The sequence below is a fragment of the Photobacterium sp. TY1-4 genome (genome assembly GCF_025398175.1).
Lineage (GTDB): Bacteria > Pseudomonadota > Gammaproteobacteria > Enterobacterales > Vibrionaceae > Photobacterium.
In genome coordinates this window covers 2586638-2610812 of sequence record NZ_CP099734.1, presented here as the reverse complement: position 1 = coordinate 2610812, position 24175 = coordinate 2586638, and the positions used below count along the sequence as shown (strand labels likewise).

Genomic DNA, 24175 nt, shown 5'->3' with positions numbered 1-24175 from the left:
TGGCGTTTGTCAGCGGGAGCTGCTGAGCGCCATCAGGATCCGTGTATCGCCTTTTCGCACTAGACTTGCTCATCAATACCTGAAAACCCCTCCCACCCGGGCGGGGTTTTGCCGTTCAGGGCCCAGGAAAATGCGACCAGCTCCGCGATAATCCGGTACAAGCTCTCCGGGATTTCATCCCCTTCCTCCAGATGATTGAGAAAGTCGCTTAAGGCTTCGTCTTTGTGGATCAATCCACCGTGTTGCTTGACCTGCGCAATAATGTGCTCGGCAAGCTGGTCATATCCCTTGGCTGCAACAGTCGGTGCCTGTACGCCGTCATAGTGCAGCGCAATTGCGCGTTTGTTGGTCATATATCTACCTGTCAGATTCGGATCAGCAGGCCGTCGACGTCCGGTGGTTCGACGGGCTCTGGCGGTCGCAGTTTAAACTGCGTGGTGTCGCAACGGATCCCCATTGAAGAAAGTCGTGTCGTCAGCAACGGGGTGAGTGATTGCGTTCGTTTCAGCAACACGGGATTGTCCGTTTCAAAGCCGAGGCTTAACTTTTGTTGATCCCACAAGGCGGTGGCAAAGACGGTATCGAGGTCGCCCACCGGCAGTGCGATCCGGACGGTCCAGCGGGGAGGCGTTTGTTTGCCGCGCTGCGGTTGCCCCGCGTCTTTTTTGATGGTCAGTTTGCTTTCCCGGCCATTCGGATACAGTAAGGGCAGTTGCAGAACTTGTGGCTCAGCGTCTTTGCCGGTCGGTGTCAGCCGCTGCTCCGTCGCCAGCCTGAGCATCGCCTGGAATTCATCTTTCACCTCGGGTGGCAGTTGCATCAGCCATTGGTTGATCGGATGGCCGGGTTGATTCGCTTGAGCCAACAGTTGCGCCAAGGCGAGTTTGCCTGCGCCCTGACGCAGCCACTGAACCAGGGTTGCCTGATTATCCGGCATCAAGAGCTGGGCCAAGGCCTGAGTGAGTACCGGAGGCGGTGTTGCACCCATGTGCGCGCTATGTGTACCAAAAGTTGTAAAAAAACGTTGCAGTACATTCATTTGCAGCAACAGGTTACTGAGTTGCGAGACCTGGCTCTGAGATGGCGAAAACGAGCTAACTGATTGAGGTATTTTATGATTTACCTCAGCCCCGGTGGTTTTTTGCAGCCTTGCTGTTTCGCTTGGGGTGAAAGCGCTGTACGGGTTGTTATCGATACGCATAGATGTCACATTTAATGATCTTCGTGATAGAAGTATCCCTCCGGGTGTCTAACATAATCGCGATCCAGTGTGGTAATATGCCCGCTAATTTGTGACACCTAGGATACATCATTTCATATGTTGTCTGTACAAGCGTTAAGTTGTGTCCGCGATGAGCGGGTCTTGTTCGAAGCGCTGAACTTTTCGGTCTCATCGGGCGAGCTGGTTCAGATTGAAGGGCATAACGGTGCCGGTAAAACCACCCTGCTGCGGATTATAGCGGGTCTTGGGCGGGCAGACAGTGGCGATGTGCTGTGGCACGATGAGAAAATTGAATCAGCCCGGGAAGACTATTATCAGGCGTTGCTGTTTCTTGGTCATCAGACCGGGGTCAAGCGGGAACTGACAGCCTATGAAAACCTGGCCTACTTTCAGGCCATGCACCGGGAAAGCGATACGCTCGCGCTCAAGGGACAAGCCCAGGTCTCGGGCGAGGAGGCTTTATGGCAAGCGCTGGCGCATGTCGGCCTGGCTGGCCGCGAGGATGTCCCGGCCGGACAACTTTCTGCCGGGCAGCAGCGTCGGGTCGCGCTGGCGCGCTTGTGGATCAGTAACCACCCGTTGTGGATCCTTGATGAGCCTTTGACGGCGATTGATAAGCAAGGTGTGAAAGTGCTGGAACGCTTGTTCCTGGCCCACGTCGAGCGGGGCGGGATCGTGTTGCTGACCACCCATCAGGACATGTTCACGGACTGCGATCACCTTCGAAAAATCAAATTGGGACACTAGTTCATGATGAATGCAATTGTACAGGTGATTCGCCGTGAACTGTTGATCGCCTTTCGCCGCCAGGCCGATGTGTTTAATCCGCTGTGGTTTTTTATCATCGCCATCACCTTGTTCCCGCTGGGGGTTGGTCCGGAGCCGAACCTGCTGGCCCGGATTGCGCCGGGGATCATCTGGGTCGCAGCGCTGCTGGCGGCCTTGTTGTCTCTGGAGCGGCTGTTTCGTGATGACTTTGTTGATGGCTCTCTTGAGCAGATGCTGATGATGCCGACACCACTGCCGGTGCTGGCTTTTGCGAAGATGGTCGCGCACTGGCTGCTGACCGGGGTCCCCTTACTCTTGATTAGCCCTTTGCTGGCCATTTTATTGTCTTTAGACTGGCAAACCTGGCTGGCGGTGGTGCTGACCTTGCTGGTGGGGACGCCGACGTTGAGTTTCCTCGGTGCAATCGGGGTTGCCCTGACGGTCGGGCTGCGTAAAGGCGGGGTGCTGCTGAGCTTGCTGATCCTGCCTTTATATATTCCGGTGTTGATTTTTGCGACGGCAGCGATTGATGCTGCCAGCCTGGGCATGGCATATAACGGGCAGCTGGCCCTGATGGGCGCGATGCTGGTCGGCTCGGCGACGCTGGCGCCTTTTGCTGTCGCAGCTTCGCTACGCATAAGTGTGCAATAAAAGATTACAATTACACACACATCCAAATGGTCTCATGAGACAAAATCTCGTGCGACAACTTTGAGCGAGAACAAGGAAGCGGCAGATAACGCGGCGAATACCCTTAAAGGGGTATTTTGCTTTCGGTACACTGGCTGAATGATCCGGCCATGCACTGATGCCCTGTTCCCCGGCTCTGAGCAATGGGCCGGTTAAAAACGTATTTATTACTATTACACAAGTAGAGCAGAACTATGTGGAAGTGGTTACATCCCTACGCGAAAGCTGAAAATTGCTACCGCCTGTGCGGTACCTTGTTGCCCTGGTTTTCTGTGATTGCCTTTCTGGCGATCCTGGCTGGTACCCTTTGGGGACTGATGTTCGCACCGACCGATTATCAGCAAGGCGACAGTTTCCGAATTATTTACCTGCATGTCCCGGCAGCTATCTGGTCGATGGGCGCCTATATGTCAATGGCCATTGCGGCGTTTATCGGCCTGGTCTGGCAAATTCGACTGTCTGATATGGCGGCGGCAGCCATGGCACCGATTGGTGCGGTGTTTACTGCCGTTGCCCTACTGACGGGCGCGATTTGGGGAAAACCCATGTGGGGGGCCTGGTGGGTCTGGGATGCGCGGTTGACCTCTGAGTTGATCCTGCTGTTTCTCTACCTGGGGGTAATTGCCCTGTACAGTGCCTTTGATGATCAGAAAACGGCCGGCAAAGCTGCCGGCATTCTGGCTATTGTCGGAGTGATTAACCTGCCGATCATTCATTTCTCAGTCGAGTGGTGGAATACCCTGCATCAGGGGGCGACCATCACCAAATTTGCCAAGCCTTCAATCGACAGTTCAATGTTGTGGCCGCTGCTGCTCAATATTGTCGGTTTTGCCTGTTTCTTTGGCGCAGTGACTCTGATCCGACTGCGCAATGATATTATTACCCGTGAAAGCCACCGCCCGTGGGTGCGTGAATTAATGAAGTGAGGCCATCATGCATTTTGACTCTTTCAGTGACTTTTTAGCGATGGGCGGCTATGCCGGCTACGTTTGGGGCGCCTACGGGATCTCATTTGCCGCCTTGCTGTGGATCTTATTTTCAAGCCTGAGCAAGACCCGCCGCCTGTCGGCCGAGATCAAAAACAAAATCGCTCGTGAGCACCGGATTAAAGCTGCGAAAAAACTGGAGAACACACTATGAACCCGAGACGGAAAAAGCGCCTGACGTTGATTGTGGCGTTGGTGGTAGGCCTCGGCGCTACGGTTGGTTTGATGCTTTATGCTTTGAATCAGAATATGGATCTGTTCTACACCCCGACCGAGCTGGTGCAGGGTAAACCTGATGGCACCAAACCATCTGTGGGTCAGCGTCTGCGTATTGGGGGCATGGTGGTGGATGGCTCGGTCTCGCGCGATCCAAACTCTTTGAAAGTGAGCTTCCAGGTGGCTGATATCGGCCCGGCCGTGACCGTTGTTTATGACGGGATCTTGCCGGACTTGTTCCGTGAAGGGCAGGGGATTGTCGCTCAGGGTGTTCTGGTGGACGCAACGACGATTGAAGCGCATGAAGTGCTGGCCAAGCACGATGAAGAATACATGCCGCCGGAAATTGCCGAAGCCATGAAGAAAACCCATGAGCCGCTTCAGTACAGCAACGAGCAGATGCAGGGAAGTGTTCAATGATTGCAGAATTAGGGCATTTCAGCCTGATTATTGCCCTGGGGCTGTCGCTCCTGGTCAGTATTTATCCCTTGTATGGCGCATCGACCGGGAATCAGACCTTGATGCGAATGGCCCGCCCGTTGACCTATGGGGTCTTCGGCATGCTGCTGTTGTCGTTCGTGATTCTGTGTCACGCGTTTTACATCAATGACTTTACCGTCGGCTATGTGGCCAGCAACTCGACCAGTATGTTGCCGTGGTACTACCGGATCACCGCGGTTTGGGGTGCGCACGAAGGTTCATTGCTGCTGTGGGTGCTGATCCAGGCAGCCTGGGCTGCAGCGGTGGCGACGTTCAGTCGTGGCATGCCGCAAGAGTCGGTCTCGCGGGTGCTTGCCGTGATGGGGATGATTTCGGTTGGGTTCCTGCTGTTCATTATCCTGACGTCGAATCCGTTTTTGCGCACCTTGCCGTACTTCCCGGTCGAGGGGCGTGACTTGAACCCGCTGCTCCAGGATCCGGGCCTGATCATTCACCCGCCGATGCTGTATATGGGCTATGTTGGTTTCTCGGTCGCCTTTGCTTTTGCGATTGCATCCTTGATGACGGGACGGCTGGATACCGCCTGGGCACGCTGGTCGCGTCCGTGGACCATCGCGGCCTGGTCATTTCTGACACTGGGTATCGCGTTGGGCTCCTGGTGGGCTTACTATGAACTCGGCTGGGGTGGCTGGTGGTTCTGGGATCCGGTCGAAAATGCTTCTTTCATGCCGTGGCTGGCCGGGACCGCTTTGATGCACTCGCTGGCAGTGACCGAGAAACGGGGCACATTTAAGGCCTGGACTGTTCTGCTGGCAATTTCGGCATTCTCGCTGAGCCTGTTGGGCACCTTTCTGGTTCGCTCTGGCGTCTTGGTTTCGGTGCATGCGTTTGCTTCGGATCCGGCGCGGGGGATGTTTATCCTCGGTTTCCTGATTGTGGTTATTGGCGGCTCGTTGCTGCTGTACGCCCTGCGTGGCGGTCAAATTCGCTCTCATGGCAACTATAGCCTCTTATCACGGGAAAACCTGCTGCTGGCCAATAACCTGTTGCTGGTTGCGGGGTTGCTGGTGGTGCTAATCGGTACCTTGTTGCCGCTGGTTCATAAACAAATTGGCCTGGGGTCGGTGTCTATCGGGGTACCTTTCTTCAATACCCTGTTTACCTGGCTGATGATCCCGTTTGCCTTCTTCCTGGGGATCGGCCCGCTGGTGCGCTGGAAACGTGACCAATTGTCCAGCCTGAGTAAGCAGATGTTGATTTCGGCGGTGATCACGCTGCCGTTGTCCTTCGCGTTGGTTGCTGGTTTCACGGATCGCTTGGAGCCGATGGCCGTCCTGGGAATGGTGATGGCGCTTTGGATCATCGTGATGCATGGATTTGAGCTGTATGAGCGTGCGACCCATCGTCATTCTCTGATGACCGGTTTAGGCAAGCTCGGCCGGAGCCACTGGGCGATGGTGCTGGGTCATATCGGCCTGGCGATTTCGGTCATCGGGATCACCCTGGTCTCAAACTATGATATTGAGAAAGATGTGCGGTTGGCACCCGGGGAAACGGTCACCCTACAGGATTATGATTTCCACTTTGCTGGTCTGCGTAATGCAGACGGTCCGAACTACGACGGTTACATTGCGGATATCAACATCAGCCGCAATGGTCAGCCGGTGACTGTATTGCACGCCGAGAAGCGTTTCTACAGTGTCGCGGGCTCGATGATGACTGAAGCGGCGATTGACAGCGGCGTGACCCGAGACCTGTATGTCGCATTGGGAGAACGCCTGACCGATGACGCTTGGGCGATCCGGATTTACTACAAACCGTTTGTGAACTGGATTTGGTTTGGTGCAACCTTGATGGCACTGGGTGGCGCAATGGCGATTAGCGATAAACGCTACCGTTTCCGGAAGACAGCAAAAGCTGCCCGGCAGGCGAAGATGGATCGTGAAGCTGAGGTTCACTGATGAATAAGAAACTTCTATTTATTCCGCTGGCCGCGTTTCTGGCTCTGGCCGTGGTGTTGATGGTTCAACTGACCCGCAATGCTGAGGGTGATGATCCGACCAAGCTGGAGTCGGTGCTGGTCGGGAAACCCGTTCCGGCCTTTAAGCTCGAAGATCTGGTGGAAGCCGGTAAACTGTATGAGCAGGATATCTTCAAGGGTGAGCCTTTACTGCTGAACGTGTGGGCGACCTGGTGTCCGACCTGTTATGCCGAGCACACGTATCTCAACGAACTGGCGTCTCAGGGCGTGAAAATCATCGGCCTGAACTATAAAGACGAGCGGTTGAAAGCCGTTCGTTGGCTCAATGATCTCGGCAACCCTTATTTGCATAGCCTGTTTGACGGCAACGGCATGTTGGGAATGGACTTGGGCGTTTATGGTGCGCCGGAAACCTTCCTGATTGATGCGAACGGGATTATCCGTTATCGCCATGTCGGTGATGTGAATGCCCGGAATTGGTCAGAGACGCTGGAGCCGATGTACCAGGCGTTGCTGGAGGAAGCCAAAGGATGAGGAAGCAAGTTGCAGCGCTGCTGCTTGGGCTGGGGTTGGCGCTGAGCCTGGCTTTGCCGGTGACAGCCGCGATTGATGTCTATGAATTTGAAAGTGCAGCGCAGGAAAAAGATTTCCATGAGCTGACCGCAACACTGCGGTGTCCGAAGTGTCAGAATAACAGCATTGCAGACTCGAATGCTGAACTGGCCAAAGATATGCGCCAGAAAGCCTTTGAGATGCTTCATGAAGGGAAGAGCAAACAGGATGTCGTGGATTACATGATCGCCCGCTACGGTAATTTTGTTACCTATGATCCGCCGTTGATGCTCTCCACGATCATTTTGTGGCTGGGGCCGGTGCTGTTTATCGTGATCGGCTTTACTATCCTGGTCGTCCGCTCGCGTAAACACGGTGCGGAAAAATCGTCGGCGGTGATGGATGCCGGCGAAGCCGCACGGCTGAAATCCTTGTTGGACGAGATTGAATCTTCAAAACCAAATGATGACGGGAAGGTGAAGGAATGACGCTGTTTTGGTTAGTAACCGTCGCTTTGGTTGTGCTGGCAATCCTGATTTTTGTGGCGCCGGTTTTTTTTGGCAAGCCGCAGGATGATACCGCCAGCCGTGACGAGTTAAACAAAGCATTTTTTAAAGACCGGGTTGGTGAACTTGAATCGGAAGCCGATGAAGGCTTGGTGTCGAACCGTGAGGAACTGGTCACTGAGCTGCAACAGTCTCTGCTGGATGATGTTCCGGCGCAGTCTGAGCAGCGTAAAGCGAAAAGCAGTCCGGCCATTCTGATCCCGGGTATCCTGATCCTGATCGGTGTTAGTTACGGCTCATATCTGACGGTCGGGAGCCTGAATAAAGTTGACACCTGGCAGCAGACTGTTCAGAAGTTGCCGGAGCTGTCGAAGCGTCTGATGCAAGGGGATAATGCCGCGCCGCTGACGGATCAGGAAATGGATGATTTGACGCTGGGACTGCGAACCAGATTGCATGAAACCCCGGATGACGCCACAGGGTGGTTGTTACTGGGACGGATTGGCATGGCGAACCGTGATGCTGATACTGCGCAAGGCGCCATGAAACGAGCTTATGCACTGGATCCGAACAATCCAGAAGTTCAGTTAAGTTATGCTCAAACCCTGATGATGATTGGTGATCCGGCTCAAAGCGAGCAAGCGCGCCGGTTGCTGAAGGCTGTGGTCAAACAAGATCACGCCAACCTTCGTGCGTTGTCGTTGTTGGCCTTTGATGCCTATGAGCGCTCGGATTATGAGCAGGCGGTGTCTTATTGGACGATGATGAAAACCCTGATTGGGGAGAGTGATCCTCGCGCGCAGATGCTCAACCGCAGTATTGAACGGGCGCAGGCGCAGCTACAGGCGGTCACGAACGCTGCAAACGGCAATGCCAGCGTTGCCGTGAAGATTGACCTGGATCCGACGGTCAACTTGCCGGCTCAGGGAGTGGTGATTGTTTCGGTCCATTCGGCAGATGGTGCCCCGATGCCGGTTGCAGCGCGTCGGCTCCCGTTGTCTGAGTTTCCGATGACTCTGACCCTGACTGATGGCGATAGCATGATCCCGGAGCGTCTGATGTCTTCTCTGCCAAACCTGATTGTCAAAGCCCGGATTGATACCGATGGCAATGTGATGACCAAGCAGGGAGATTGGTATGGACAGAGTGAAGTTATCCCGTTGGGTGGTTCCACTAATGTTCTGATTAACAAGCAATACTGATCACACAAGACTGGCACAAAGCGAGCAGGCTGGATATCATTGTCCGGTCTGCTTTTTTGTTTCATAGGGTATCTCTTTGAAAAAAATAACATTACTCTCTTTTTTATTCGCATTGTTGCTCACCGGTTGTGCTGAGACACCCCATGACGAGACCGCAGAGGCGGTGGAAGCGGAAACCAATGTTGTCCAGGTCGAAGCGGAGCCTGAATTTAATGTCGCAGGAACCTATGATCCCTTTGAGGGCTTCAACCGTGCAATGTGGGACTTAAACTACAACTACCTGGACCCGTATATTGCTCGTCCGGTTTCACTGGCTTATGTGGATTATGTCCCTTCACCGCTGCGTAGCGGGATCCGCAACTTCCTGTCCAATCTGGATGAGCCGGCCAATATGGTCAACAGCATCATTATGCTTGATGGCGAGCAGGCGGTGACTCACTTCAACCGTTTCTGGATCAATACCGTGTTCGGCATTGGCGGCTTGATTGATATCGCCTCTGCCGCCGATATCCGCAAGCCAGCTGAGCCTGGTTTTGGTGATGCGATGGGATATCACGGTGTAGCGAACGGACCGTACTTTATGGTGCCTTTCTATGGGCCGACGACCCTGCGTGAGGGGGCCGGTGATTATGTCGACGGTTTATACTTCCCGCTCAGCCTGCTGACCTTCTGGCAAAGTCTGGGTAAATGGGCCTTCGAGGGGATGGAAGATCGCGCAGCGCTGGTTTCCCAGGAAGCGCTACTCGAAGACTCTCCGGATCCATACCTCTTTACTCGTGATGCCTATATCCAGAACCGCAACTTCCGCGCCAGCGGCGGTGAGCTGGAGCTGGAAGCGCCTCAGGAAGAAGAGTTCCTGGATGACTTTCTGGATGAGATTAATGAATATTAACGCTACTTGTTGAATAGTGTTGATTTGAATGGCCCCTGCATGCAGGGGCCATTTTTTCATTGTGGAAGGTCATTTTCGTTCAAGGTGAGATTTGATATTAACCCCATAGAATAATTAGTGAAGTCAGAAATACATGCAACTTAACTTATTGAATATTAATAGGTAATAAAGTCATCACTTAATATTTTTTCAAGTTGGAACCCAAGCACTCGTTTTGGTAGAATACGGCTCAGTTAACTTAACTGGTTGGATGGTTTTTGACCAGTTTTTCATATTTACGCTGTGGGGGTGCGGTTAACCCTAGGGCGGTAGCGTGCCTAAAAATAAGGACTGACATGAAAATCTTAGTAACAGGTGGCGCTGGTTTCATCGGCTCTGCGGTTGTACGCCACATTATTCATCAAACCCAAGATTCAGTGGTGAATGTCGATAAATTGACTTATGCGGGTAACTTAGAATCACTCCTGTCAGTTCAAGATAGTGCTCGATATGCTTTTGAGCAAGCCGATATCTGCGATCGTGAGGCGATGGCACGCATCTTTGAGGTGCACCAACCTGATTTGGTGATGCACCTGGCTGCAGAGAGTCATGTCGACCGTTCGATTGATGGCCCAGCAGCCTTCATTGAGACCAATATTGTCGGGACTTATACCTTACTCGAAGTCGCGCGCAGCTACTGGAATCAGCTTGAGGACAGCCGTAAAGCTGCGTTTCGTTTTCACCACATCTCTACCGATGAAGTGTATGGTGATTTGGAAGGCACGGACGATCTGTTCACGGAAGAGACCTCATATGAGCCATCTAGTCCGTATTCGGCATCTAAAGCTTCCAGTGATCATCTCGTTCGCGCCTGGTTACGTACCTATGGTCTGCCGACGATTGTCACCAACTGCTCCAATAACTACGGTCCGTATCACTTTCCGGAAAAACTGATCCCCTTGATGATCCTGAATGCCCTGGAAGGTAAAGCGTTGCCGGTCTATGGGGATGGGATGCAAATTCGAGACTGGCTGTATGTTGAAGATCATGCGTCCGCACTTTACAAAGTTGTGACCGAAGGTGAGGTTGGTGAAACGTACAATATCGGTGGCCACAACGAAAAGGCAAACATTGACGTTGTGAAAACGATTTGCACACTGCTTGAAGAGCTGGTGCCAGCGAAACCTGAAGGCGTTGCCCAGTACCAGGATTTGATCACCTATGTGACAGATCGCCCGGGCCATGATGTGCGCTATGCCATTGATGCCTCGAAAATTGAACGTGAACTGGGCTGGAAACCAGCCGAAACGTTTGAGTCCGGTATTCGGAAAACGGTTGAATGGTATCTCAGCAACAAAGACTGGTGGAGCCGGGTTCTGGACGGTTCATACAGCCGTGAGCGTTTAGGGGCGGAGGTTGAAAAATGAAAGGAATTATTCTCGCCGGGGGCTCCGGCACGCGTCTCTATCCCATTACCCGGGGTGTCTCAAAGCAGTTGTTACCTGTATACGATAAGCCGATGATTTATTACCCGCTGTCGACATTGATGCTGGCAGGGATCCGGGACATTCTGGTGATTACCACCCCGGAAGATAATGAGGGCTTCAAGCGCTTATTGGGTGATGGCCGTGACTTTGGGATCAACCTTGAGTACGCCATACAAGAGAGCCCGGATGGCTTGGCGCAGGCATTTCTGATTGGCGAAGATTTCATCGGTGATGATCAGTGTTGCCTTGTGCTGGGCGATAATATCTTTTATGGCCAGTCTTTCAGTAAAACTCTCCGCCATGCCGCTGAACGTGCTCATGGCGCGACCGTCTTCGGTTATCAAGTTAAAGATCCGGAGCGTTTCGGGGTAGTCGGGTTTGATGCCAAGATGAAAGCGGTATCGATTGAAGAAAAACCGGCTCAGCCAAAATCAAACTATGCAGTCACAGGCTTATATTTCTATGACAATCGTGTGGTTGATTTTGCTAAGCAAGTGAAGCCATCAGCTCGCGGTGAGCTGGAAATTACCAGCATTAACCAAATGTACCTGGATGACGACTCGCTGAGTGTCGAGCTGCTGGGACGCGGTTTCGCGTGGCTTGACACCGGTACTCATGAAAGCCTGCATGAAGCCTCTTCATTCGTGCAAACTATTGAGAATGTTCAGGGGCTCAAAGTTGCTTGTTTGGAAGAAATTGCTTGGCGTAACGGCTGGCTCAGTGATATCGAGCTTGCTGCCCGTGCCGAGCCAATGCTGAAGAATGAGTACGGACGCTACCTGATGTCCCTGGTCAAGAAATAAGGCTTTATCGTTCATGAAAATATTGATCACCGGAAGCAATGGCCAGGTTGGCCATTGCCTTGTTTCAAAACTCACAGGTAAAGCTGAGTTATTAGCTGTTGATCGTGCTGAGCTGGATATTACTGATGAGGCTGCCGTACACGAGGTCGTCCAGGCTTTTTCACCAGACTATATTATCAATGCGGCAGCACATACCGCTGTGGATAAAGCCGAAAAAGAAGTTGAGCTGTCGTATTTAATCAACCGGGATGGCCCCCGCTATTTGGCTGAAGCGGCGCAGCAGTGTGGTGCCGTCATGCTGCATATTTCAACTGACTATGTTTTTGACGGTCAAGGCGAAACCCCCTATGTTGAATCCGACCAGACCGGTCCACAAGGGGTTTATGGTCAGAGCAAGCTTGCTGGTGAGCAGGCTGTAGCAAGTTGTTGTGAAAAGCATTTCATTTTAAGAACGGCCTGGGTTTTTGGTGAGCATGGCAATAACTTCGTCAAGACCATGCTGCGACTTGGTGAAAATCGTGATGCACTGAGTATCGTCGGCGATCAGTTCGGCGGGCCAACCTATGCCGGGGATATAGCAGATGCCCTGATCACCATGGTCAACCATCTTGAATCGGGCCAGCATGCAGCGTGGGGCGTCTATCACTTCTCCGGCATGCCGCATGTCAGTTGGTATGACTTTGCCGAGAAGATTTTCGAGCAAGCTGCTGAGAAGGAAGTGTTGAAGACTACACCTAATCTTTCATCGATTCCGACATCGGCTTATCCGACACCAGCGACACGGCCGGAGAACTCGCGGCTCGATTGCACAATAATTGAAGCCCAGTTTGGTATCCAGCCAAGTAATTGGGTGCAGGCCTTAGACAACATTCAAGCTTATAAGTGATGTTATGAAAGTTATTGATACGAAAATCCCCGATGTAAAAATTATTGAGCCATCTGTTTTTGGTGATGAACGCGGATTTTTCATGGAAACTTGGCAGCAGAAGAAATTTGAGGAGTTGGTGACCGGCAAACCAACCCCATTTGTGCAGGACAACCACTCGAAATCCAAAAAAGGGATTTTGCGTGGGTTGCATTACCAGACGGAAAATACACAGGGTAAACTGGTCCGCGTGGTTTCGGGTGAAGTGTTTGATGTTGCGGTTGATGTCCGCAAAGATTCTCCGACATTCGGTCAGTGGGTTGGGGTGTATTTATCTGCAGAGAACAAGCGCCAACTTTGGGTTCCGGAAGGCTTTGCACATGGCTTTTATGTGACCAGTGATGAAGCAGAGTTCGTTTATAAATGCACTGACTATTACAACCCGCAAGCGGAGCACTCGATTCTGTGGAATGATCCGGATGTTGGTATTGAATGGCCTATTCAGAGTGATGTGATATTGTCTGATAAAGATAAACAGGGATTATTATTAAAGAGTTCTAAAAAATATGAAATATAAAAACAGTATAAAAAATGCCCCTTTTCCTGTTCTGATTTGGAAGAAACAATGAAAGCTAATAGTAGCATAATAAAAGCCCCGATTGACTTAGTTCGAGTGATTAATACAAATTTATCTTTAATTCACTCTTTGACAAAAAGGGAAGTAATTGGGAAGTATAAAGGATCATTAATTGGAGTAATGTGGTCTTTCATTAATCCAGTGCTCATGTTAGCTGTATATACATTTGTTTTTAGCGTCGTATTTAAAGCAAGATGGGCGGGTGGTAGCGATTCAAAAACAGAATTCGCACTAGTATTATTTTCTGGCCTTCTTATATTTAATTTATTTTCGGAATGTATAACAAGAGCTCCTAGCCTAATTATCGGGAATGTAAATTATGTTAAAAAAGTAGTTTTCCCAATAGAGATACTGCCAATCGTAACATTGTGTTCTGCGTTATTTCAGTGTTTTATTAGTTTCATTGTTTGGCTAGTATTTTACTTGTTGTTTTTTGGGTTGCCTAATTTAGAAATATTACTACTACCACTAGTGATGATTCCTTTTATATTAATGGTAGTTGGCCTATCATGGATTTTGGCATCTTTGGGTGTGTTTATGAGAGATATTACACAGTTTATTGGGATTTTTGTGATGGTTTTAATGTATTTATCCCCGATATTTTACCCTGTTTCTATTTTGCCAGAGTCATATCAGTTTTTTATGCATATTAGCCCTTTAACATTCGTTGTTGAACAAGCAAGAGATGTCATGATTTGGGGTAAAGGTATGAACTGGGAATATTGGTCAGTATATACTTTAATTTCTTCAGTAGTTGCATGGTTTGGATATTACTGGTTTAGTTTTACAAAGAAAGGGTTTGCAGATGTCATCTAATATTGCAATTTCTATTAACAATGTTTCTAAAAAATACGAAATGTATGCAAATCCAAAAGAAAGATTGCTCCAGATGTTACCATTTGGTAAAAGGCAATATTTTAAAGAGTTTTGGGCTTTAAATGATGTCAGTTTTGATGTAAAGCGTGGTGAAACTCTTGGCGTATTGGGTAGAAATGGTAGTGGAAAAAGCACTTTACTGCAAATTATAGCCGGTACATTAAGTCAAACTCATGGTGATTTGACAGTTAATGGGAAACTTGCTGCTTTGTTAGAATTAGGTTCTGGTTTCAATCCGGAGTTTTCAGGAAGAGAGAATGTTTACCTAAATGGAACAATTCTGGGATTCACAAAGTCAGAAATGGATGAAAAGTTTCACGAGATCGAATCATTTGCTGATATTGGCGATCATATTGATCAACCTGTGAAGACGTATTCAAGTGGGATGTATGTACGGTTAGCTTTTGCGGTGCAAGCATGTGTGAAGCCAGATATTCTTATTGTTGATGAAGCTTTATCAGTTGGTGATGAGAAATTTCAACGAAAATGTTTCGATTATATTGATGAACTACGAAAATCAGGTTGTTCAATTCTGATTGTTACCCACTCTACTGCAACTGTAGAGAAATTTTGCCAAAGGGCGGTTCTGTTACATAAAGGATGTGTTCAGGGTGTAGGTGCCGCAAAAGAAATTGTAGATCAGTATCATGCCTTATTATACTCTGATGAGAAAACATATATGAGATATGTAAATCAGAAAAATAATGAGGGTGAGGATAGTAAAGTTGAAAAAAATATTGAAGGTGATACTGAAAGTCTCAAACCAGAGAAAATGAATGAGAATAAAAGTGAAAGATCTGGTGCATATATTACCAGTTGGGATGTATTGGACCAATCAGGGAAACATTGTGAGGTATTTAGAACTGGAGATAAAGCGGTAATCAATTTTACAACAGAAGTATTGGGAAGTGTTAAGGAAATACAAGCTGGAGTATTAATAAGAACAGTTGAAGGAGTGCCTGTATTTGGCACGAGTACATTATACCATCAGCTAAACTATACTGCTCCTGAAGATAAAGATAAGCTTAGAGCATCATTCGAACTGGATGTAAACCTTTGTGAAGGAACTTACTTTATAACGTTAGCCATAGCGGAAGCAATTAGTCACGCCGACATGGCTTATCTTGATAGAAAGACTGACGTAATCATTATTAAGGTTTCTGAACCTAGGGCTAATTGCTCTGGTATTGCTGCTCTTCCGGTAAAGGTGAATTTTGATAAAGCTAATGTGAATTCTATATGAAAAAAATATTAGTTGTTACAGAGAGTTTTAATATAGGCGGTGTAGAAACATACATAAGCACACAAGCAAGAGTATTAAAAGAAAATGGATGTCGTATTCATCTAGCCGCAGGTGAAAACTTTAATCAGAGTTTGGATTTTTCGGATTTTGATACAATAGACTATAATTTGAAGTTAAATTATGACACTACGTTATCTGAATTAAATCGTACAATTTCAGAGCTAAGAAAAATAATAAAAAAATATGAGATAGATATTGTTCATACTCATCCATTTCATAGTATTTTACCAGCGGTAATAGCAGCTAAAATTGAAAACATACCTGTTATGTTAACCTTGCATGGCCCTGTGTCGATTGAGGGATTTTTTGGTCCTGAATATGATTTTGTGCTTAATGATTTAATATCCAAATATGTTGATTTGACTCTTGCTGTCTCCGAAGAAGTATATGCATTGGCACAACTCCATTTTAAAAATATTCATTTGTTAAGAAATTCTGTATTACCGGTGAATAATGAAGTAAATCAGAAGCTGATACGACTAAATCATTATAGATGTTTAGTTGTTAGCCGACTTGATGCTGATAAATTACCAGGGATTATAGAGTTTCTTAAGTTCGCGATCGCTTCAGAAGAAATTAAATATATTGATATAGCTGGTGATGGTGATTCGAGCCAAATTATAAAAGATTTTGTTGACGAAAATAAGTGCAGCGAAAGAGTAAGACTATTAGGATTCGTTGATAGTATTAGCCAAAACTTATCTCATTATGATCTTATTGCAGGTATGGGAAGATGCGTAATAGAGGCTGCGATTGCTAAAAAAATTGTATGCCTTGTTGGTTATGATGGCGTGAAGGGATTTTTGAATGATGTAAGATTTACGAAGGCCAAGAAGTGTAATTTTTCAGGTCGTAATTTGAAAAAAATTAACTATGATGTCTTTTTTCAGCAACTTAAAAATGCAACAGTGATATCTGAAAGTTTACTTAAAGAGTTTGATGCATACAATTTATGGGTTAATAACTTAAATCTTTCTGATGTTAAGATCAGTAATGATCAATCGTTTTTTGATAATTTTTCAAATTTGATTGAGTATACATCATACAATTCAGATAATACAGAACCCTATCTACATAGTCCAGAATTCAGAAAGATAATTGAAACTCTAACTTTTTCTTTTCCGTTTGAATCGCTAAAAGTAATAGCATCCTATGAACAAAAGTTTCTATCAAATAATCAACTTTCTGAAATACATGCAGGTTTATTGAAAGAGCTACATTACTTCAGTGAAAAAAATAAACATGAAACAATTTCAATAAATGATAATTTACTGAAGTTAAATGAAAAAATTAATTTTTTAGAAAATATTATAGAATCCAATCACAAAGAGTTAGACAGCTCTAGAAGAACAATTTTTGAAACAATAAATAGTTTTTTTAAAGAGAGTAAGAGTAGAATGACTGATTTTTTTATGTCTGTTAAAAAGTCCAAGTTTTCAATCGTGATGCTTAAACGTCACTTATACCAAATGGCAAGAACTAGCTTCTGGTTGATGCCTAGCGGTCTTCGTCATAAGTTAAATGGAATTAGGTTTAAGGTTGTTAGAAGATTTAGAGGACAAGCAGTAGTAGCACCATTAAACGAAGTGAATAAGTTCGATTTAAACTGGGACTCTTTTAAAGAAAATATTCTTTCAAAAAAAGATGACTATAAAGGTATTTTTGTTCAGGAGGTTGTCATTGATTGGGATGTCCCGCTATATCAAAGGCCACAGCATATTGCTTGTGCTTTTGGTAGAGCAGGTTATCTAGTGATATACCGGACTACAAACCTAACTCATGATTGCGTAAATGGATTTCGGGAAGTTGCCCCGAATGTTTGGTTGACTAATTCCCCTCAGGTTGACCATATTAAAGGTGCTGTCCGATCGTTTTATAGTACGGCATACTCATTGCCACCTCAACAAATATCTAAACTTTCCAATTATTCAACAATCATGTATGAATATATTGATCATATAGATCCGGCTATTAGTGGAGATGATGAGAATATAAAAAGATTACTTGAGCTAAAACAGGCAAGTTTCAATGGCGGAGCTGATGTTGTTGTTGCATCAGCTAAGAAGTTGGAAAGTGAAGCGCTAGAATTTGTTGACAAAGATAAGGTTATCTTGGCTCAGAACGGTGTAGATACATGCCATTATCGAGACCCAGTTCACGTTGAATGTGAACTTCCTACTGAATTAGTTAATTTTCGTAATAAGTATGAGTATATTGTTGGTTACTTCGGTGCGATTGCCCCTTGGTTATGGTATGAAGAGATAGAAAAACTAGTATTATCGCGACCAGACTTAGGATTTGTATTTATTGGTCCAGACTATTACGGCGGAGTCGATAAATTAGTAAAAGCTGATAATGTACTATATTTGGGAACAGTAGACTATAAAGTTCTTCCTGGTTATGCACATACATTTGATATTTGCTTCATTCCATTTGCACCTACAGAAATTGCTCGTACTACCTCTCCTCTAAAGTTGTTCGAGTATTTTGCATTAGAAAAGCCAGTTGTAGTTACTTCAGAGATGCTTGAATGTATCGCTTTTGATGAAGTGCTTTCTGGAGATTCTGCAGAATCTTTATCTAAGCAAATTGATAAAGCAATTGAGTTAAGTAAAGATTCAGAGTTTAAGAATAGATTAGCAAGTCTTGCTGATGAAAATAGTTGGGATGCACGTGTTGCTGAAATGGAAAAGTCGTTTGCTTACTGAATAATCCTTTGAAAGTTTACGATGAAATACATTTAGCCAAGCTATACATTAAAGCTAGGATAGTGATTAATATAAGGGGGCTTCTAAAGCCCCAACCTAGACTTGGATTATGATTTGAATATTATCTATTTATCTCCAGTATCATGGAATAGTATAGCTCAAAGACCACATTTTTTTGCAAAAAATTGTTTAGAGCAAGGTGTTGAAAATTTTTATTGGATTCAACCGACGGCTTCTCGTTTTCCGAAGTTATCTGATTTTCGTACTAAAGTGGTAGGGGTTGAATCAAAAGGTATAGAAAAGCCATCCAATTTGCATATACTTAACTGTAGTGGATTGCTACCTATTGAACCTCTTGAGGATATATATTCTAAACTAAACCATGTTGCGATAAAATATTTCATCGGAAAGTTGCAGGCTATAGGTTTTGATTCCAATAATACAATATTAATCAGTGGTAAACCAAGCCGGTTAGCTTTGCATATGATTGAAGGATTTACCTTCAAAAAAATTATTTTTGATATTATGGATGATTATCCATATTTTTTTGATGGAATAGCATCGAAAAGTGTAGCTAATTTATTAACTAGATCTTTATCACTCTCTGATGAGGTTTGGTTCTCGTCTACTGGTTTGTTCGATAAATACAAAGATAATACAACAGTATCAAAAGTCATTCGGAATGCATGTGATAGTAGCTTTGTTCAATCACTGCAAGGAGTTGAAAAAGTTAACTCCGATTATTGTGTTTATGGTTATATCGGTAGTATAGCATCGTGGTTTGATTGGGATTTTGTTATTAAACTTGCCAAATCTAAGCCTGATTCTGTGGTAAGATTGATTGGACCCTGCTATACAAAACTACCTGATCTACCAGATAATATATCAGTGGAACCTGCAGTTGAGCATAGTGAAATTGCTAGTCTATTAGTTTCATTTGATTATGGTTTGATTCCTTTTAAATTGGACGAACTTACTGAAGCTGTAGATCCTGTGAAATATTATGAATATGTAGCAGCAGGAATTCCAATAATCTCGACCGCGTTTGGTGAAATGAAACACCGTGTTAATGAAGGAAAAGTTTTAACACTTGAGATGCACTTGAATGGATGTATGCCAAAAGAGAACGAAGTTATAACTTGGGAAGATCGTTTCAAGGATATATTTTAGTATTAGAAATAGTTTGGAATAATTATGAGCGTAATTAAAGTACTTTCAGTATTTGGGACTCGACCAGAAGCGATTAAAATGGCTCCTGTAGTTGAGACACTTAGCCAAGATAATCGTTTTGAAAGCAAAGTATGTGTTACAGGTCAGCACCGACAAATGCTGGACCAAGTTTTAGAATTATTTGATATTAATCCTGACTATGATTTAAATATCATGAAACCTGGTCAGGATCTTACTGATGTTACTTCAACAATTTTGAATGGTTTAAAAGCAGTCTTACTTGACTTTAAGCCTGATTATGTTTTAGTTCATGGTGATACTGCGACGACTTTATCGACGACTTTGGCCGCTTATTTTCAACAAGTTAAGGTTGGTCATGTTGAGGCTGGACTACGTACACATAATATTTACTCACCTTGGCCAGAAGAGGGTAACCGTAAAGTAACAGGTTGTTTGGCAAACTTACACTTTGCACCAACTGAAACCTCTGCGAATAACTTGCTTTCTGAAAATGTACCTGAAGATTCAGTCATCATTACGGGAAACACTGTAATCGATGCGCTATATATGGTCAAAGATAAGTTGAGTAATGACGCAAACCTTCAAGCTGAATTTTCGAAACAATTTGACTTCTTAGCACATCATCGTCGTATGGTGTTAATTACTGGCCACCGACGAGAAAGTTTTGGCGGTGGGTTTGAGCGTATTTGCCAGGCAGTGTCAGATTTGGCAAGTAAGTTTCCGGACGTTGATTTTGTTTATCCTGTCCATTTAAACCCAAATGTTCGCAAGCCTGTAAATCAATTTTTATCCGATCGAAACAATATTCATCTTATTGAACCTCAGGATTATTTGCCGTTTGTATACCTAATGGATCGGTCAAGTATCATTTTGACTGATTCAGGAGGTATTCAGGAAGAGGCTCCTTCATTAGGTAAGCCTGTTCTGGTAATGCGTGATACTACGGAGCGTCCGGAGGCTGTAGCTGCTGGCACTGTAAAATTAGTTGGCACTGATGTGGCTAAGATTTGTGAAGAAGTCACATCTTTATTGACTATGCAATCTGAATACGAAGCAATGAGCTTTGCACATAACCCATATGGTGATGGGAAAGCATCAGCAAGAATTGCAGATGCAATTTATTCAAGTCTAAGTCAGTAACAAAAAAACCCAGCTTATGCTGGGTTTCTTTTAGATGAAGTGGTATCGAAGAAAACTTCTCAGATACCATAGAAAGTTTTTAGATAATATTTTCCTGTTTTTATAAGATGCGTAATGAATAGCTTTTATCTCCGGTAGGTAGACAACAGAGTAACCATTTTTTTTACATCTCCTCGCTAAATCCACATCTTCAAAGTACATAAAGTACCTCTCATCAAACCCATTCAGCTTTTCATATAGAGTTACCGGTATTAGTAAGCAGGAACCTGCAGCCCAATCAATGACAGTATGAGTGTTTATTTCACGTTTGTTGTAAGTGTCAGCGCGTTGATTTTTTATCCTTGCAAGGATCGGTGTTAATAATCTTGGGAAGGTTTTAATCGAGTCATCCGAAGTCGTAAATGCACTGTCTTTGTACAGGTTGATGGCTGAGATTGATGTTGGATAATGCTGACTAGTTTCAACATATTGATTTAATGCACTTTTTTCTATAACAAGATCAGGGTTATGAACTAGAAATAAATCTCTAAGATTCATATTCAAATGATTACGACAGTATTTAAATACGTAGTTGTTATTTTCACCGAATCCAAGGCCATGGTCTTTATCAATTAAAACTATATTATAATTGATACAGTGTTTTTTAAGTGCTGCAGTTGCCGGAGTATTTGATTTGATAACAACCTGATGTTCTGATGCAATCTGGCATAAAGCGTGATTAGCAATAATAAGGTCATCATTGTTGTGACTGACAATTGAAATGAATAAAGTAGCCATCATGCTGCCTCGATTTGTTTTTTTGGGTTATAACCAGTTGGCGCATCGAGTAACACTTGCTTGATGCATCCTACATCAAAATCATGGCAGCAACGATCGAGTATATCCAACAGTTTATTCATCTCACCCCATGACAAGCTTTCTTCTCTTGCCGTCATTATTTTGGGGTGTGAGCTTCCTTCAACATTATCGCCGATCAGCAATTCTTCAAAGAGTTTTTCTCCTGGGCGTAGCCCGGTGAAGCGGATTTCAATGTCCCCTTCTTGAGACTCCTCTTCGTTTTCTGATTTTTCGCTCATTCCCATCAAATGAATCATGCGTCTAGCCAGGTCGAGGATCTTGACAGGTTCGCCCATATCCAGTACGAACACTTGCCCGTTATGCGCCATTGCTCCCGCTTGTATGACCAACTGTGCTGCTTCCGGGATCAACATGAAATATCGAATGATATCCGGGTGGGTCACCGTCACGGGTCCACCTTTGCGGATCTGTTCTTTAAATAAGGGGACAACAGAGCCTGACGAGCCGAGTACGTTACCAAAACGAACCATGGTGAAGATCGTCTCTGTTTGACGATCGGCTAATGCTTGCAGTACAAGCTCTGCCATACGTTTGCTCGCGCCCATCACGTTCGTCGGACGAACTGCTTTATCGGTTGAGATTAATGTGAAATTTTTGACGCCGGCATGAATTGCAGCTTCCGCGGTTGCCAATGTGCCAAAGACGTTGTTCCTGATCCCTTCAACAATATTGTCTTCAACTAAGGGCACGTGTTTGTAGGCTGCTGCATGAAAGACTGTCTCGACGGCATATTTTTTCATGACTTTTTCAACACGGTTCTGTCGTTGCACACTGCCGAGCACAGAGGCGACTCGGCAGTTGCTTCTTGTATTCTCGATCAATTTTTTGAGCTCTCGGTCGATCGAGTACAGGTTGTACTCATTTAGCTCAAACAAGACGATGCATCTAGGGTTTTGCTGTAAAATCTGACGACAAAGTTCTGAACCGATAGAGCCGCCAGCACCGGTCACCATGACAACTCTGTTTGTGATGTTCTGCGTCATTAGGTTGTGGTCAGGTTCTACCGGCGCACGGCCAAGCAAATCACCAATCTCAAGATCGCGGATTTCAGTCGAGCTGGCTTTCCCTGCTGCAATATCTTCAACTGAAGGGACAGACTGAATCGCGATGGGCCAGTCAGATAACTTATCCAGTAAGCGTAATCTGTCCCCTTTACTGATATTGTTAATAGCAAGTAGCAGTTTTAACGGTTTGTACAGTGATTGAAGTGATTCAAAATCGCTACTGTGGTGAACTCTGAGTCCGGAAATAATCTGACCCACTTTGCTGATGTCGTCATCAAGAATTACGACAGGGTGATACTCAGAACCATGGATTAGAGCATAGGCGAGATCCCGGCCAGTGGCACCTGCGCCGTAAATGAAAACATTCGGTTTTTTACGTTTGTAGTAATGGTAATAGAGGGTTCTGATCAGAATACGTGGCCCCCCGAGAAGCAAGATACCGAGCCCGGTATAAATCAATGGTACGCTGCGAGGGATGAATGACTGAAAAAAGAATCCTGAGATTGCTAAAGCAACAGCTGAAAGCATCACCGCAAGAAAAATATTGCCTAGCGCCGGTAACATCAGATAGCGCAATACGGCGCGATACATACCGAGTCGAACAAATGTATAGATTGTCACCATTGCTGTGACGGCAAAGCTGGCCAGCTCTCTGATGGTGATATCAAACATCCAGTCGCTCAAGCGAAGGCTCATGGCCAGATAGAGGGAAACCAGGACTGCAATCACATCATAAGTTAATGTTATTGCTCTTTTATTACTTCGCTTGGTACTCAGTAGGGCTTGAATAGGTCTGAACATAGTCACGCTAAATAGTTTTCTCAACCTTGCGATTTTAATCGATTGTGGGGGAGTTGCAATTATATATCGTCGAACATGCAGTCACAGACCTGTTGTGGTAAAATCTTCAGCTCTATTTGCTGGAAAATTGAGCGCTTGTGAAAGTTTTTGTTACGGGTAGTACCGGTTTTGTTGGTAGTGCGCTGACCCATACTTTATCGGAATCAAAGCAATTTGAAGTGATTTGTGGTGTACGGCAGGCTGCGTCTTCAATGATGCAAACCGTTGTCTTTGATCTCGAGTCAGCGTTTGAGATTGAATCTCAGTTAGTTGGTGTTGATGCTGTCGTTCATTGTGCTGCGCGAGTGCACCAAATGCACGAAGATGCTCAAAATCCTTTAGATGCGTACCGCCGAATGAATACGACTGCAACCCTCAGGTTAGCCGAGCAGGCTGCTGCTGCAGGTGTGAAACGATTTGTATTTTTAAGCTCCATCAAGGTAAACGGGGAGAATACGCTTCCCGGGATACCGTTCAGATCGCAAAGTCAGGTTTGCCCTGATGATCCCTATGGCCTCAGTAAATATGAAGCTGAGCAGTCGCTACTTGCTCTCGGACAGCGTTCTGGGATGGAAATTGTGATTATCCGCCCCCCTTTGGTTTATGGGCCCGGCGTAAAAGCGAATTTTGCCAAGATGGTACATATAGTCCAGCGAGGAATTCCACTTCCTTTCGGGGCGATTCAGAATTCACGTAGTTTAGTATACCTGGGAAACTTGGTTGACCTGATGAAGGTTTGCCTGCATCATCCGAAAGCAGCTAATCAGGTGTTTTTAGTTTCCGATGACGAAGATATCTCGACGACCCAGTTGCTGCAAAAACTCGCGGTTGCCATGGGAACGAAAAGTCGACTCGTGCCTGTGCCTGCAGCGTGGCTTATGGGCCTGACGAAGCTTCTTGGTAAACCTGAAGTCGGGCAACGGCTCTGTAGTTCACTCCAGGTCGACATCCGCCATACCAAAGAAACGCTGGATTGGTCGCCGCCTTATCGCCTTGAATGCGCTTTGAAATATACAGTAAGAAAATAA

The 24175-nt window shown here is 45.8% G+C and carries 24 protein-coding genes; 20 read left to right on the top strand and 4 right to left on the bottom strand.

Annotation, left to right across the window (positions count from 1 at the left end):
- Positions 1-59: 59 nt before the first annotated feature.
- Together NH461_RS12195 and NH461_RS12190 are read right to left on the bottom strand one after the other, a co-directional pair.
- The gene (locus tag NH461_RS12195; RefSeq protein WP_261600613.1) at positions 60-353 is read right to left on the bottom strand and encodes an EscU/YscU/HrcU family type III secretion system export apparatus switch protein; all 294 of its coding nucleotides are present in this window, start codon (positions 351-353) and stop codon (positions 60-62) included.
- 11 nt (positions 354-364) lie between these two features.
- Positions 365-1201: a hypothetical protein gene (locus NH461_RS12190; protein WP_261600612.1), complete on the bottom strand. Its 837-nt coding sequence runs from the start codon at positions 1199-1201 to the stop codon at positions 365-367.
- A 117-nt stretch (positions 1202-1318) separates the two neighbouring features.
- On the opposite strand from NH461_RS12190, the gene ccmA reads away from it, so the two are divergent.
- The 19 genes from ccmA to wecB all read left to right on the top strand — a co-directional run bounded on the left by ccmA (position 1319) and on the right by wecB (position 20445).
- The gene (gene ccmA, locus NH461_RS12185; RefSeq protein WP_261600611.1) at positions 1319-1969 is read left to right on the top strand and encodes a cytochrome c biogenesis heme-transporting ATPase CcmA; all 651 of its coding nucleotides are present in this window, start codon (positions 1319-1321) and stop codon (positions 1967-1969) included.
- A gap of 3 nt (positions 1970-1972) precedes the next feature.
- Positions 1973-2641 (top strand): heme exporter protein CcmB, encoded by a 669-nt coding sequence (gene ccmB / locus NH461_RS12180; RefSeq protein WP_261600610.1) that lies wholly within the window; start codon positions 1973-1975, stop codon positions 2639-2641.
- A gap of 233 nt (positions 2642-2874) precedes the next feature.
- A complete protein-coding gene (locus NH461_RS12175; RefSeq protein WP_261600609.1) occupies positions 2875-3606 on the top strand; it encodes a heme ABC transporter permease in 732 nt (243 codons plus the stop codon).
- A gap of 7 nt (positions 3607-3613) precedes the next feature.
- On the top strand, positions 3614-3820 hold the full coding sequence (ccmD, locus tag NH461_RS12170; protein WP_261600608.1) for a heme exporter protein CcmD: 207 nt from the start codon (positions 3614-3616) through the stop codon (positions 3818-3820).
- A complete protein-coding gene (gene ccmE / locus NH461_RS12165; protein WP_261600607.1) occupies positions 3817-4302 on the top strand; it encodes a cytochrome c maturation protein CcmE in 486 nt (161 codons plus the stop codon). Before ccmD ends, ccmE begins: the two co-directional genes overlap by 4 nt.
- Entirely contained in the window at positions 4299-6284 is a 1986-nt protein-coding gene (locus tag NH461_RS12160) for a heme lyase CcmF/NrfE family subunit (RefSeq protein WP_261600606.1), read from the top strand. The genes ccmE and NH461_RS12160 overlap by 4 nt, the downstream gene beginning before the upstream one ends.
- On the top strand, positions 6284-6838 hold the full coding sequence (locus NH461_RS12155; protein WP_261600605.1) for a DsbE family thiol:disulfide interchange protein: 555 nt from the start codon (positions 6284-6286) through the stop codon (positions 6836-6838). The genes NH461_RS12160 and NH461_RS12155 overlap by 1 nt, the downstream gene beginning before the upstream one ends.
- Positions 6835-7344: a cytochrome c-type biogenesis protein gene (locus NH461_RS12150; protein WP_261600604.1), complete on the top strand. Its 510-nt coding sequence runs from the start codon at positions 6835-6837 to the stop codon at positions 7342-7344. The genes NH461_RS12155 and NH461_RS12150 overlap by 4 nt, the downstream gene beginning before the upstream one ends.
- The gene (ccmI, locus tag NH461_RS12145; RefSeq protein ID WP_261600603.1) at positions 7341-8564 is read left to right on the top strand and encodes a c-type cytochrome biogenesis protein CcmI; all 1224 of its coding nucleotides are present in this window, start codon (positions 7341-7343) and stop codon (positions 8562-8564) included. Before NH461_RS12150 ends, ccmI begins: the two co-directional genes overlap by 4 nt.
- A 76-nt stretch (positions 8565-8640) precedes the next feature.
- Complete coding sequence (locus NH461_RS12140) at positions 8641-9456, top strand: MlaA family lipoprotein (protein ID WP_261600602.1); 816 nt, start codon at positions 8641-8643, stop codon at positions 9454-9456.
- 335 nt (positions 9457-9791) lie between these two features.
- Positions 9792-10862, top strand: coding sequence for a dTDP-glucose 4,6-dehydratase (rfbB, locus tag NH461_RS12135; protein ID WP_261600601.1), 1071 nt, complete (start codon positions 9792-9794; stop codon positions 10860-10862).
- A complete protein-coding gene (gene rfbA, locus NH461_RS12130) occupies positions 10859-11725 on the top strand; it encodes a glucose-1-phosphate thymidylyltransferase RfbA (RefSeq protein WP_261600600.1) in 867 nt (288 codons plus the stop codon). Before rfbB ends, rfbA begins: the two co-directional genes overlap by 4 nt.
- Positions 11726-11738: 13 nt before the next feature.
- Complete coding sequence (gene rfbD / locus NH461_RS12125) at positions 11739-12611, top strand: dTDP-4-dehydrorhamnose reductase (protein ID WP_261600576.1); 873 nt, start codon at positions 11739-11741, stop codon at positions 12609-12611.
- Between the two features lie 4 nt (positions 12612-12615).
- Positions 12616-13167, top strand: a complete 552-nt coding sequence (gene rfbC / locus NH461_RS12120) for a dTDP-4-dehydrorhamnose 3,5-epimerase (protein ID WP_261600599.1) — start codon at positions 12616-12618, stop codon at positions 13165-13167.
- Positions 13168-13215: 48 nt separating this feature from the next.
- Positions 13216-14043 carry an ABC transporter permease gene (locus NH461_RS12115; protein WP_261600598.1) on the top strand — a complete coding sequence of 276 codons (828 nt, stop codon included), beginning with the start codon at positions 13216-13218 and terminating at the stop codon, positions 14041-14043.
- Positions 14033-15346 (top strand): ABC transporter ATP-binding protein, encoded by a 1314-nt coding sequence (locus tag NH461_RS12110; RefSeq protein WP_261600597.1) that lies wholly within the window; start codon positions 14033-14035, stop codon positions 15344-15346. Before NH461_RS12115 ends, NH461_RS12110 begins: the two co-directional genes overlap by 11 nt.
- Positions 15343-18114 (top strand): glycosyltransferase, encoded by a 2772-nt coding sequence (locus NH461_RS12105; RefSeq protein WP_261600596.1) that lies wholly within the window; start codon positions 15343-15345, stop codon positions 18112-18114. The genes NH461_RS12110 and NH461_RS12105 overlap by 4 nt, the downstream gene beginning before the upstream one ends.
- A 114-nt stretch (positions 18115-18228) precedes the next feature.
- Positions 18229-19284 carry a glycosyltransferase gene (locus NH461_RS12100; protein ID WP_261600595.1) on the top strand — a complete coding sequence of 352 codons (1056 nt, stop codon included), beginning with the start codon at positions 18229-18231 and terminating at the stop codon, positions 19282-19284.
- A gap of 24 nt (positions 19285-19308) precedes the next feature.
- A complete protein-coding gene (gene wecB, locus NH461_RS12095; protein ID WP_261600594.1) occupies positions 19309-20445 on the top strand; it encodes a non-hydrolyzing UDP-N-acetylglucosamine 2-epimerase in 1137 nt (378 codons plus the stop codon).
- A gap of 30 nt (positions 20446-20475) precedes the next feature.
- Here the strand turns inward: wecB and NH461_RS12090 are convergent, their stop codons facing one another.
- Both NH461_RS12090 and NH461_RS12085 read right to left on the bottom strand, forming a co-directional pair.
- Positions 20476-21225 carry a glycosyltransferase gene (locus NH461_RS12090; RefSeq protein WP_261600593.1) on the bottom strand — a complete coding sequence of 250 codons (750 nt, stop codon included), beginning with the start codon at positions 21223-21225 and terminating at the stop codon, positions 20476-20478.
- The gene (locus NH461_RS12085) at positions 21222-23108 is read right to left on the bottom strand and encodes a polysaccharide biosynthesis protein (RefSeq protein ID WP_261600592.1); all 1887 of its coding nucleotides are present in this window, start codon (positions 23106-23108) and stop codon (positions 21222-21224) included. Before NH461_RS12085 ends, NH461_RS12090 begins: the two co-directional genes overlap by 4 nt.
- A 137-nt stretch (positions 23109-23245) precedes the next feature.
- Here NH461_RS12085 and NH461_RS12080 point away from each other — a divergent pair, with 137 nt between their 5' ends.
- Positions 23246-24175, top strand: coding sequence for a UDP-glucose 4-epimerase family protein (locus tag NH461_RS12080; protein WP_261600591.1), 930 nt, complete (start codon positions 23246-23248; stop codon positions 24173-24175).

What these genes read in the sequence shown, in the direction of transcription:
- NH461_RS12195 (WP_261600613.1), bottom strand. Translation starts at nt 353, where the DNA reads ATGACCAACAAACGCGCAATTGCGCTGCACTATGACGGCGTACAGGCA.
- NH461_RS12190 (WP_261600612.1), bottom strand. Translation starts at nt 1,201, where the DNA reads ATGCGTATCGATAACAACCCGTACAGCGCTTTCACCCCAAGCGAAACA.
- ccmA (WP_261600611.1), top strand. Translation starts at nt 1,319, where the DNA reads ATGTTGTCTGTACAAGCGTTAAGTTGTGTCCGCGATGAGCGGGTCTTG.
- ccmB (WP_261600610.1), top strand. Translation starts at nt 1,973, where the DNA reads ATGATGAATGCAATTGTACAGGTGATTCGCCGTGAACTGTTGATCGCC.
- NH461_RS12175 (WP_261600609.1), top strand. Translation starts at nt 2,875, where the DNA reads ATGTGGAAGTGGTTACATCCCTACGCGAAAGCTGAAAATTGCTACCGC.
- ccmD (WP_261600608.1), top strand. Translation starts at nt 3,614, where the DNA reads ATGCATTTTGACTCTTTCAGTGACTTTTTAGCGATGGGCGGCTATGCC.
- ccmE (WP_261600607.1), top strand. Translation starts at nt 3,817, where the DNA reads ATGAACCCGAGACGGAAAAAGCGCCTGACGTTGATTGTGGCGTTGGTG.
- NH461_RS12160 (WP_261600606.1), top strand. Translation starts at nt 4,299, where the DNA reads ATGATTGCAGAATTAGGGCATTTCAGCCTGATTATTGCCCTGGGGCTG.
- NH461_RS12155 (WP_261600605.1), top strand. Translation starts at nt 6,284, where the DNA reads ATGAATAAGAAACTTCTATTTATTCCGCTGGCCGCGTTTCTGGCTCTG.
- NH461_RS12150 (WP_261600604.1), top strand. Translation starts at nt 6,835, where the DNA reads ATGAGGAAGCAAGTTGCAGCGCTGCTGCTTGGGCTGGGGTTGGCGCTG.
- ccmI (WP_261600603.1), top strand. Translation starts at nt 7,341, where the DNA reads ATGACGCTGTTTTGGTTAGTAACCGTCGCTTTGGTTGTGCTGGCAATC.
- rfbB (WP_261600601.1), top strand. Translation starts at nt 9,792, where the DNA reads ATGAAAATCTTAGTAACAGGTGGCGCTGGTTTCATCGGCTCTGCGGTT.
- rfbA (WP_261600600.1), top strand. Translation starts at nt 10,859, where the DNA reads ATGAAAGGAATTATTCTCGCCGGGGGCTCCGGCACGCGTCTCTATCCC.
- rfbD (WP_261600576.1), top strand. Translation starts at nt 11,739, where the DNA reads ATGAAAATATTGATCACCGGAAGCAATGGCCAGGTTGGCCATTGCCTT.
- rfbC (WP_261600599.1), top strand. Translation starts at nt 12,616, where the DNA reads ATGAAAGTTATTGATACGAAAATCCCCGATGTAAAAATTATTGAGCCA.
- NH461_RS12115 (WP_261600598.1), top strand. Translation starts at nt 13,216, where the DNA reads ATGAAAGCTAATAGTAGCATAATAAAAGCCCCGATTGACTTAGTTCGA.
- NH461_RS12110 (WP_261600597.1), top strand. Translation starts at nt 14,033, where the DNA reads ATGTCATCTAATATTGCAATTTCTATTAACAATGTTTCTAAAAAATAC.
- NH461_RS12105 (WP_261600596.1), top strand. Translation starts at nt 15,343, where the DNA reads ATGAAAAAAATATTAGTTGTTACAGAGAGTTTTAATATAGGCGGTGTA.
- wecB (WP_261600594.1), top strand. Translation starts at nt 19,309, where the DNA reads ATGAGCGTAATTAAAGTACTTTCAGTATTTGGGACTCGACCAGAAGCG.
- NH461_RS12090 (WP_261600593.1), bottom strand. Translation starts at nt 21,225, where the DNA reads ATGATGGCTACTTTATTCATTTCAATTGTCAGTCACAACAATGATGAC.
- NH461_RS12085 (WP_261600592.1), bottom strand. Translation starts at nt 23,108, where the DNA reads ATGTTCAGACCTATTCAAGCCCTACTGAGTACCAAGCGAAGTAATAAA.